We start from the raw sequence: 9450 nt of genomic DNA on the forward strand, positions 1-9450 counted from the left end.
AAAAGCCACCATAAAAGTATAAATAAAAGAATAAGGTGTAATACATTAGGCGGTTATTTTAAGTATTCTTTGGCGCTTTTTTATCGAAATTTTAAGCCAAAGTTAAGGCTGCTTGAATCAATCTTATAACTGTTTTTGCGACACTATTACAAAATCTTACGAATTGTTTTTTCCATATTGGTTAAAAAACCCTTAAAATAGAAATATGAGAGAGTATTGTTATGGAGAGCGACTTGTCGCAATCAATAGTAGAAGTCAAGGATGTTACCTTTTCTAGAGGCGATAGGGTCATATATAAAAATATGAGCTTTGACGTACCTGAGGGTAAAATTACTGCCATTATGGGGCCAAGCGGAATTGGCAAAACCACGATGCTACGCCTAATAGGTGGCCAGCTTAAACCAGACTCCGGTGATATTTTATTTAAAAACGACAGCATTGTCGCTATGTCGCGCAAAGAACTCTACGCGGCACGTAAACGCATGAGTATGTTATTTCAAAGCGGTGCCTTATTTACTGATATGTCGGTGTTCGATAACATTGCATTCCCCATTCGAGAGCACACGCAACTCAGTGAAGATTTAATCCGTTTAGTGGTATTAATGAAACTACAAGCTGTTGGCTTACGTGGTGCTAAAGATTTAATGCCTTCAGAGTTATCTGGCGGTATGGCACGTCGTGCAGCTTTGGCTCGCTCTATAGCGCTTGATCCTGAACTTATTATGTATGATGAGCCTTTTGCAGGACAAGACCCTATTTCAATGGGGGTTTTAGTTAAGTTGATCAAATCTTTAAACGAAGTACTTGGCTTATCTTCTTTAATTGTCACGCACGATGTGACAGAAGTAATGAGTATTGCCGACCACGTTATTATTATTGCTGATCAAGGCGTTATTGGCAGTGGTACACCAGAGCAGATGCGAGAGCACGAATCACCACTTGTTCAACAGTTTTTAAAAGGGTTATCAGATGGTCCAGTGCCATTTCATTATCCAGCACAAACCTATGCAGATGAACTGTTAGGAGAGCAGCAGTAATGTTGGATTTTTTACAAAAAATAGGCCATAAAACGCTGGGCCGTTTTGCTGCACTAGGGCGCTCAACCCAAATGCTGGCAAGTGCATTATGGCATGTACCCAATTTTAAAAAAGGCACACCTTTACTCGTGCGCCAATTATATATGGTTGGCTCACAGTCATTATTGATCATTGTTGTATCAGGATTGTTTATCGGCATGGTATTAGCCCTGCAAGGCTATACTGTTTTAGTTGATTATGGCGCTGAAGACAGCCTAGGCCCTTTAGTGGCACTCAGTTTATTACGTGAACTTGGGCCAGTAGTAACCGCATTATTATTTGCCGGTAGGGCAGGCAGTGCGTTAACCGCTGAAATTGGCTTAATGAAAGCCACCGAACAGTTATCATCGCTTGAGATGATGGCCATTGACCCGCTTAGACGAATTATAGCGCCGCGGTTTTGGGCTGGTTTGATTAGTATGCCAATGTTGGCACTTATTTTTTCTGCTGTAGCTATTATTGGTGCTCATTTAGTGGGGGTTGATTGGCTAGGCGTTGATACGGGAAGTTTCTGGTCAATTATGCAATCTCAGGTGTCGTTTGAAAAAGACATACTAAACGGTTTAATTAAAAGTATCGTATTTGCGATTGTTGTTACCTGGATTGCGCTTTACAAAGGGTATGACTGTGTTCCCACATCAGAGGGGATCAGCAAGGCAACAACAGAAACAGTGGTGCATTCATCACTGGCGGTATTAGGTTTTGACTTTATTTTGACAGCGGTAATGTTTACCAGCTAATAGGGTATTAAATAATGAATTCACGGAAATTAGAAATTTTAGTTGGTTTTTTTGTAGCATTGGGCATTTTGGCATTTTCAATGCTGGCGCTCAAAGTGGCTAATTCGGGTATTAGCGGCTCAGGTGAAACCTACACATTGAACGCCAAATTTGAAAATATAGGATCATTAAAAACACGTGCACCCATTAAGGTGGGCGGCGTTGTTATTGGTCGTGTAGAGTCAATTTATGTACACCCACAAGAGTTTTTACCAGTAGTAAATATGAGTATTGATGCGCAGTATTTATGTCGTTTTTCAGATACCAGTTCTATCTCAATTTTAACCTCGGGTATTTTAGGTGAGCAATACTTAGGTATTAACCCTGTGATCGCATCAGATTCAGCTAAACAGCGATGCTTAGGCGAAGATGTAGCGAACAGCGAACAAGATCAAGCCATTGACGATTTATTTGGTGTTCAAAGTAAAGCATTAGCTAACGGCGATTCTATTACAGATACCAAGTCAGCATTGGTACTAGAAGAATTAATAGGCCAGTTTTTATTCAACCAAGGTAGTGAGTAATTATTATGTTGAAAACATTTTTAGCAAGTATCGCATTAGTAACTGTCACGCTAGTACAAAGTGTACATGCCGGTGAGGTGAAATTGGCTGATCCTAATAAAATGGTACGTCAGGTTGCTGATAATACCTTTGAGCGTATTACCAAAGACCAGCCGTTAATAACCACTAACAAAGAGCATTTACGGGTCATCGTTGAAGAAGAGCTGATGCCCTACATTGACTACAAATATGCTGCACTGAGAGTGTTAGGTAGCGAAGTATCTAAGGTACGCGCCATTACCGACAAAGCAGAAAAAGCAAAAGCAATTGAAGATATTCAGCGTTTTATTGGCGCGTTTAGAGAGTACCTTGTTGCCACTTATGCTGGCGTTTTTACCCAGTATACTAATCAACAAGTTGAATTTGCTGCCGAGCAGCCTTTTAAAGGCAAAGATGTGGTGGTGGTAAAAACCAAAATTGTAGAAGCCGGTAAGCCTGATATTAAAATTGATTTTAAAGTACGTGAAGATAGAAGTGGCGAATGGCGCGCTTACGATATGATTGCTGAAGGCATTAGCTTACTTGATGCAAAACAAAGTGAGCTTCAGGGCATTTTACGCCAACAAGGTATTGACCATGTTAGCGGCCTATTAGAGCAAAAAAGTAAGTTACCGGTTCAGTTTAGAGGCAGTGACACAAATGACTAAATTGGCAATCAGCCAAGTCGATGAACAGCATCTACGAGTCAGTGGTGAATTGACTCATAATTCAATTGGCAATGAACGGCTTCTGAATACCAAGCGACAAACTGAGCATAAAACCCTTTATTTTGACCTAAGTGAGGTGACAAGGGTTGACACAGCCGGCTTAGCTTGGTTAATTCACTCTTTTACAGAATTTAAGCAACAAGGCATTCGCCTTGAATTGCAAAACCCACCTGAACAACTGCAAAACCTTATGCAGTTAGGCCAGGTTACAACCCTATTTGAGTGAGAGTTATGGAAACGAGTCAAGTCGAAACATTATTACGCGACGAACTTCAGTTAGCTGAAGTACATGTAAAAGCCAATGGCAGTCATTATGAAGTAATCGCTGTCGGTGAATGCTTTGACGGATTAAGTCGTGTTAAAAAGCAACAGCTAGTATATGGGCCATTAATGAACACTATTTCAGACGGTACTATTCATGCTGTTTCTATCCGCGCTTTTACTCCGACAGAGTGGAAACGTGAGCAAAAATTCATTTTACCGCAATAAATAAGGCCCCTTAGATGGATCAATTTGTAATTCAAGGTGGCACTTCACTGGCTGGTGAAGTAACTATTTCTGGCGCTAAAAACGCAGCTCTTCCGATTCTATTTGCAGCTTTATTAGCTGATGGCAAAAGTACTTTTACTAACGTACCACATCTTCGCGATATCATCACGACCGAAGCCTTACTGAAAACGTTAGGCGCTGATGTTCAGTGGCAGGGCGATTCACTCATTATTGATGGTGCAACGGTAAATAGCACGTTAGCGCCTTATGACTTAGTAAAGCAAATGCGTGCGTCAGTGCTTGCACTTGGCCCTTTAGTCGCTCGATTTGGTGAGGCACAAGTATCCTTACCTGGTGGCTGTGCTATTGGTGCGCGCCCGGTTGATATTCATATTCAAGGCTTAGAGCGTATGGGCGCTCAAATAACCGTTGAAAACGGTTATATTAATGCCAAAGTAGATGGTCGCTTAAAAGGCGCTGAAGTTTTCATGGAAATGATCAGCGTAGGTGCTACTGAAAACTTACTGATGGCGGCAACGCTCGCCGAGGGTAAAACAGTACTAGAAAATGCTGCCCGTGAGCCAGAAATTATCGATTTAGCCAATTGCTTAATTGCTATGGGGGCTAAAATCAGTGGTGCGGGCTCAAGCCGTATTGAGATTGAAGGGGTTGAGCGTTTATCAGGCTGTGAACACCGCATATTACCGGATCGTATTGAAACAGGTACCTTTTTAGTGGCTGCAGCGATGGCTGGCGGTGAAGTTCTGTGTAAAATGACCGACTTTCATTCACTTGAGCCAGTAATAGAAAAACTACGTGCAACCAATGCGTTATTAGAAGTGCACGATGACAGTATTTACCTAGACATGCGAGGCCGAGAGCTTAAAGCGGTGAATATTAAAACTATGCCTCATCCTGGTTTTCCAACCGATATGCAAGCGCAGTTTACCGCATTAAATGTGGTGGCTAATGGTAGTGCGACGATTACCGAAACTATTTTTGAAAATCGTTTTATGCATGTGCCTGAGCTACAACGTATGGGCGCTAATATTCGCTTAGAAGGCAATACGGCCTTTTGTGGTGAAACAAAAAGCTTATCGGGTGCGCAAGTAATGGCAACTGACCTTCGTGCATCAGCGAGTCTTATTCTAACGGGGATTGTAGCCCAAGGCGAAACGGTTGTTGATCGTATTTATCATGTAGATAGAGGTTATCAGCGTATTGAAGATAAACTCAGTGCGCTAGGTGCTAACATCAAACGCAAAAGCAATTAGTTATACTAATACAATTATTATTCTAATCCATAAAAAACGCGATGATCTATCGCGTTTTTTTATGTCTAATGCCAAAGTATAAATAAGCGCTTTATAGCTTGGTTTCAAGCTCTGCTACTTTCACCATTATTTTTTGTATCTCACCGTTACGGTATAGCTCAAACTCAATTTCTTTCCCCGGTTCGGTACTGCCTATTTTTTTCAATACATTTTGTGGATTAGCCACTGAAAGCCCAGCAATTTTAATCACAATATCTTGCTCTTCTATACCCGCCTGCCATGCAGGACCTAAAGGGTCTAGGTTGGTAATACGCATGCCTGCAACGGGCGTTAAGCTATCATTGACCTCTTTACCTGTACTGTCTACCGCTGTGCCTTCAAAGCCCAAATAGCCGCGTACTACACGACCATGGCGAATAAGTTTGCCCATTACCTCTTTTGCCAAGGTGTAAGGCACCGCAAAAAAGATCCCTTGTATATTTAAGTTTTCACGGGTTTTAAACTGGGCAGAGGTGATCCCTACTAAATCGCCATTAGAATTTACCAGTGCACCACCAGAGTTACCTACGTTAATAGCAGCGTCCATTTGCAGTAAGTTATTGTAAGGACTGTCGGTAATTTTTTGCTTACCGGTGGCGCTAATGATCCCCTGAGTAATGGTTTGCCCTAAGTTAAGTGGGTTTCCGATGGCTAATACTAAATCGCCTACACTCGAACTGTAGTTATCGTTAACGGGTATAACAGGCAGGTGATTGGCATTTATTTTTAATAATGCTAAGTCGGTAATAGTATCAAAGCCAATGAGTTGCACATCAAAAAAACGTCTGCCGTCAGTAAGAATAACCAGTATTTGATCGGCATTATTGATCACATGGTAATTAGTCAAAATATAACCGTCAGGTGACATGATCACCCCAGAACCAAGCTCTTGCACCGTATTTTGGCGTTTATAGCGTGGCTCTTTAGAAATGCTTTCTGAAAAAATGGTGACAACCGATGGCGCTGCGCGCTTAACTGCGTCAGAAAAGCTCAAATGACTTGCAGTCATTGCACTGGGTAGCGGCACGTTAGGTAGCAGTGCAGTGCGCATGTTAGGGCTAAAAAAAACCACTAAAAAAGCAATGCCTAAACCGGCAAATAGAGGAGGAAGTACAAATTTTAGAAGTTTTAGCACGGTATTCTTATTGTTAGTGAGCAATCCCTTTATGATGGCACAAAAAAAATAACAGCGGCAAGTGCCGCTGTTACTTTTATTGTATTATTACTGAATTAATACAAAAATAGATTCACGCCCGCGTTTTACACCTAACACAATATTACCTTGAATATCTTCGATAATTTTGTTCATGTCGCGAATGCTTTCTACTCGTTGACGGTTTACTTGCACAATAACATCGCCTTCTTCAAGGCCTACTCGTGCTGATGGCGAACGAGGGTCGACAGAGGTCACCTCAATCCCTTTCATTTTGTTCTTATTCACGTTTTCCAGTGTTGCACCTTGGAATGCTGGGTGTAACTCTTCGCCCGCAGCGGTAATGCCTGATGCACCATCTAGGGTTACTTCCACATTTTTAACTTTACCGTCACGGTAAATCCCCAACTGTACTTCACGACCCTCACCTAAGGTGGCAATTTTACTGCGTAGTTCATGGAAGCCACTAATTTCGCTACCATTAATGCTAATAATTACATCGCCTGCTTTAATACCGGCTTTGCTGGCTGCAGTGTCATCCATTACCTGCATAACATAAGCCCCTTGTTTAACATCAAGCTGCTGTGCTTTAGCAAGGCCAGCATCAAGAGGGCGGCCTGAAATACCTAACGAACCACGGCGTACTTCACCATGCTCTACAATTTGATCAACAAGGTTTTTCATCATATTTGACGGAATAGCAAAGCCAATCCCCACATTTCCGCCTGATGCACCTAAAATAGCGGTATTAATACCAATCAGCTCACCGTTTAAATTAACTAAAGCCCCACCTGAGTTACCTTGGTTTATCGCGGCATCAGTTTGAATGAAATCTTCGTAGCCTTCAATATTTAAGCCACTGCGGCCTAATGCGCTAACAATACCTGAGGTAACCGTGTGGCTTAAACCAAAAGGGTTACCAATTGCGACGGCAAAATCACCGACACGTAAGTCATCTGAGTTAGCTAGCTTTACTGCGGTTAATTCATCTGCGTCTATTTGTAGTAGCGCAATATCAGACTCTTTATCGCTACCAATTTTTGTTGCTTCATATTCGCGGCCATCCTCAAGAGTGACCACCATTTTTTCAGCGTCTTGCACTACATGGTTGTTAGTAACGACATAACCTTTGTCAGCATCAATAATAACTCCAGAGCCTAAACCACTAAACTGGCGCTTTTGGCTACGTGGCTGCGGGTTGCCAAAAAAGAAATCGAGCGGGTCACCGCGTCGGCGAACCTCTTTAGAGCCTGAAACCTGAATACTCACTACACCTGGGGTAATTTGCTCAAGCATAGGGGCAAGTGTTGGTAATTGTTGACCATTAATGGCAACCGGCAATTTAGCAAACGAGGCGGTTGGACTTAGTAATAAGCTAGTAGATAAAATAGCAGCACTGATAAGTGATAATTTCATTTTCATAGTCAGGGTTTACTCCACTTAAAAAGCAAAAGGCTGCAATAAGCAGCCTCAAAAAAGTATATCAGTAAGATAAAACAACAAAGCTGTTATATCTAAAGACTATGGGGTCAAAAAAAAGTTCATCAAGATGCTTTAGAAGTATTCACATCACCAGCAAACAATCCTGATTTACCCGACACATAATCAGCTGGTTGAGCATCGGCGTTTGAGCGATCTGAACTACGCTCTTTTAATGACGCTTGTAACTGCTCTGTGGTTTCTTTAGAGAAAAACGGTTCAGCAGGGGCTTTATTTCTGTCTTCAAGTAATAGTTGATTGGTTTCTTCAACATGGCTTAATAACTGGTCGTAGTTTTCTTTCATTTTGTTTACTAACTTACCAGTGTTCGCTAAATGGTCGGCAACATCTTGACGATACTGCTCAAGCGAATGCTTAGCTTGCTCTGCTTGTTGCTCTAACTCATCTTGTTTAAATTGTTTTTTAGTGACAAAGGCACCAACGAAAAATGCAGCAATAGCAACCACTATCACTAAACCTACCCATGTAAATGTACCCATAAATTCACCTCTATGCGAAAATAACTAAAAAAATTTAGTTCAATAATAATTCATACTAAGTCTAATATACCCTGAGTATTGATGCGTGTTAATATGCTTTACAAATTAAACTGTGTTTTAACTGTAAATAGATATGACTCCTTGGCAAACATACCAGCAAGACCTTCAACGCGATGACTTTGTACATGACGCAGCACAAGAAAATGCAGTTCGTCATTTACAACGTTTATACGACGATTTAACACAAGCAAAACCACAATCTAAAGGCTTTTTTGCAAAGCTTTTTAATAAAGCAGAGCCAGCTCCCATTAAAGGTTTATACTTTTGGGGTGGCGTAGGCCGTGGTAAAACTTACCTAGTTGATACTTTTTACGAAGCTTTGCCGGGCGATAGAAAAATGCGAGTGCATTTTCACCGTTTTATGCACCGAGTACACGACGAGCTTAAAAAGTTAAACAACACAGCAAACCCATTAGAAACAGTTGCCGATATTTTTAAAGCAGAAACAGACATAATTTGTTTTGATGAGTTTTTTGTACAAGACATTACCGATGCCATGCTGCTCGGTGGTTTAATGGAAGCGCTATTTGCTCGTGGTATTGTGCTGGTTGCCACGTCAAATATTGTACCTGACGACTTATACCGCAATGGCTTACAACGCGCTCGTTTTTTACCGGCTATTGCCTTAGTGAATAAGCATACTGAAATAGTTAATGTAGATTCCGGTGTTGATTACCGGTTACGTACACTGGAACAAGCAGAAATTTTTCACAGCCCGCTTGATGAGCAAGCTGATAAAAACCTATTTGAATACTTTGATAAGCTCTCCCCTGAGGCCGGTAAAGTAGACACCCCAATTGAAATAGAAGGGCGGATGATCAAAACCCGCAAGGTGTCTGATTGCATCGTTATGTTTGAATTTAGCGAACTGTGTGAAACCGCACGTAGCCAAGTGGATTACATGGAAATAAGCCGATTATATAACACAGTTATTTTATCAAACGTAAAACAGCTTGGACAAAATAATGATGATGCAGCAAGGCGTTTTATTGCGTTGGTAGATGAGTTTTATGAGCGTAACGTTACCTTAATTATCTCTGCAGAAAAACCCATTACCGAGCTCTATACACAAGGCAATTTAAACTTTGAATTTAAACGCTGTATTAGTCGCCTGCAAGAAATGCAATCGTTAGAATATTTAGCCCGAGAGCATTTAGCTTAAAATACGAAGGTTAGCGGGCGACGGGCTGCGGGTTGAGATTACGTAGCAGCGAGTTTACCTCGCGTAAATTTGGTTATTTACAAATAAAAAACCTTGCGATGTTAACCACAAGGTTTTTTTATTTCTCGAACCTCGAACCTCGAACCTCGAACCTATCTCATGGTAGACT

General features: G+C 41.3%; 11 protein-coding genes. 8 read left to right on the top strand and 3 right to left on the bottom strand.

All coding sequences use genetic code 11. The features are described 5' to 3' along the window. Positions 1-221 precede the first annotated feature (221 nt). From ACTRWE_RS15780 to murA, 7 genes are read left to right on the top strand one after another with little or no spacing between them, the layout of a single operon-like run. Positions 222-1037 carry an ATP-binding cassette domain-containing protein gene (locus ACTRWE_RS15780; protein ID WP_013463988.1) on the top strand — a complete coding sequence of 272 codons (816 nt, stop codon included), beginning with the start codon at positions 222-224 and terminating at the stop codon, positions 1035-1037. Continuing rightward, the gene (gene mlaE / locus ACTRWE_RS15785) at positions 1037-1816 is read left to right on the top strand and encodes a lipid asymmetry maintenance ABC transporter permease subunit MlaE (RefSeq protein ID WP_462880304.1); all 780 of its coding nucleotides are present in this window, start codon (positions 1037-1039) and stop codon (positions 1814-1816) included. Before ACTRWE_RS15780 ends, mlaE begins: the two co-directional genes overlap by 1 nt. A 14-nt stretch (positions 1817-1830) precedes the next feature. Further along, positions 1831-2379 carry an outer membrane lipid asymmetry maintenance protein MlaD gene (mlaD, locus tag ACTRWE_RS15790; protein ID WP_013463990.1) on the top strand — a complete coding sequence of 183 codons (549 nt, stop codon included), beginning with the start codon at positions 1831-1833 and terminating at the stop codon, positions 2377-2379. Positions 2380-2384: 5 nt separating this feature from the next. After that, positions 2385-3065: an MlaC/ttg2D family ABC transporter substrate-binding protein gene (locus tag ACTRWE_RS15795; protein ID WP_462880305.1), complete on the top strand. Its 681-nt coding sequence runs from the start codon at positions 2385-2387 to the stop codon at positions 3063-3065. Continuing rightward, on the top strand, positions 3058-3351 hold the full coding sequence (locus ACTRWE_RS15800; protein ID WP_008465119.1) for an STAS domain-containing protein: 294 nt from the start codon (positions 3058-3060) through the stop codon (positions 3349-3351). The genes ACTRWE_RS15795 and ACTRWE_RS15800 overlap by 8 nt, the downstream gene beginning before the upstream one ends. A 5-nt stretch (positions 3352-3356) precedes the next feature. Then, positions 3357-3614, top strand: coding sequence for a BolA family protein (locus ACTRWE_RS15805; RefSeq protein ID WP_007378312.1), 258 nt, complete (start codon positions 3357-3359; stop codon positions 3612-3614). 14 nt (positions 3615-3628) lie between these two features. Next, entirely contained in the window at positions 3629-4888 is a 1260-nt protein-coding gene (gene murA, locus ACTRWE_RS15810; RefSeq protein ID WP_008465122.1) for a UDP-N-acetylglucosamine 1-carboxyvinyltransferase, read from the top strand. Between the two features lie 91 nt (positions 4889-4979). Here the strand turns inward: murA and ACTRWE_RS15815 are convergent, their stop codons facing one another. The 3 genes from ACTRWE_RS15815 to ACTRWE_RS15825 form a co-directional block, all read right to left on the bottom strand. Then, positions 4980-6062, bottom strand: coding sequence for a trypsin-like peptidase domain-containing protein (locus ACTRWE_RS15815; RefSeq protein WP_013463993.1), 1083 nt, complete (start codon positions 6060-6062; stop codon positions 4980-4982). An 87-nt stretch (positions 6063-6149) separates the two neighbouring features. Beyond that, entirely contained in the window at positions 6150-7502 is a 1353-nt protein-coding gene (locus ACTRWE_RS15820; RefSeq protein ID WP_462880306.1) for a Do family serine endopeptidase, read from the bottom strand. Positions 7503-7624: 122 nt separating this feature from the next. Further along, entirely contained in the window at positions 7625-8059 is a 435-nt protein-coding gene (locus ACTRWE_RS15825; RefSeq protein WP_008115546.1) for a Z-ring associated ZapG family protein, read from the bottom strand. A gap of 133 nt (positions 8060-8192) precedes the next feature. On the opposite strand from ACTRWE_RS15825, the gene zapE reads away from it, so the two are divergent. Next, positions 8193-9281, top strand: coding sequence for a cell division protein ZapE (gene zapE, locus ACTRWE_RS15830; RefSeq protein ID WP_427684444.1), 1089 nt, complete (start codon positions 8193-8195; stop codon positions 9279-9281). Positions 9282-9450 lie beyond the last annotated feature (169 nt).

It is taken from the genome of Pseudoalteromonas sp. G5_S1_54_S4, from assembly GCF_054968565.1.

Bases quoted from the DNA above. Each gene is read 5' to 3' on its own strand.
- ACTRWE_RS15795 (WP_462880305.1), top strand. From the start codon at position 2,385: ATGTTGAAAACATTTTTAGCAAGTATCGCATTAGTAACTGTCACGCTA.
- ACTRWE_RS15780 (WP_013463988.1), top strand. From the start codon at position 222: ATGGAGAGCGACTTGTCGCAATCAATAGTAGAAGTCAAGGATGTTACC.
- ACTRWE_RS15800 (WP_008465119.1), top strand. From the start codon at position 3,058: ATGACTAAATTGGCAATCAGCCAAGTCGATGAACAGCATCTACGAGTC.
- ACTRWE_RS15820 (WP_462880306.1), bottom strand. From the start codon at position 7,502: ATGAAAATGAAATTATCACTTATCAGTGCTGCTATTTTATCTACTAGC.
- mlaD (WP_013463990.1), top strand. From the start codon at position 1,831: ATGAATTCACGGAAATTAGAAATTTTAGTTGGTTTTTTTGTAGCATTG.
- ACTRWE_RS15805 (WP_007378312.1), top strand. From the start codon at position 3,357: ATGGAAACGAGTCAAGTCGAAACATTATTACGCGACGAACTTCAGTTA.
- mlaE (WP_462880304.1), top strand. From the start codon at position 1,037: ATGTTGGATTTTTTACAAAAAATAGGCCATAAAACGCTGGGCCGTTTT.
- murA (WP_008465122.1), top strand. From the start codon at position 3,629: ATGGATCAATTTGTAATTCAAGGTGGCACTTCACTGGCTGGTGAAGTA.
- zapE (WP_427684444.1), top strand. From the start codon at position 8,193: ATGACTCCTTGGCAAACATACCAGCAAGACCTTCAACGCGATGACTTT.
- ACTRWE_RS15825 (WP_008115546.1), bottom strand. From the start codon at position 8,059: ATGGGTACATTTACATGGGTAGGTTTAGTGATAGTGGTTGCTATTGCT.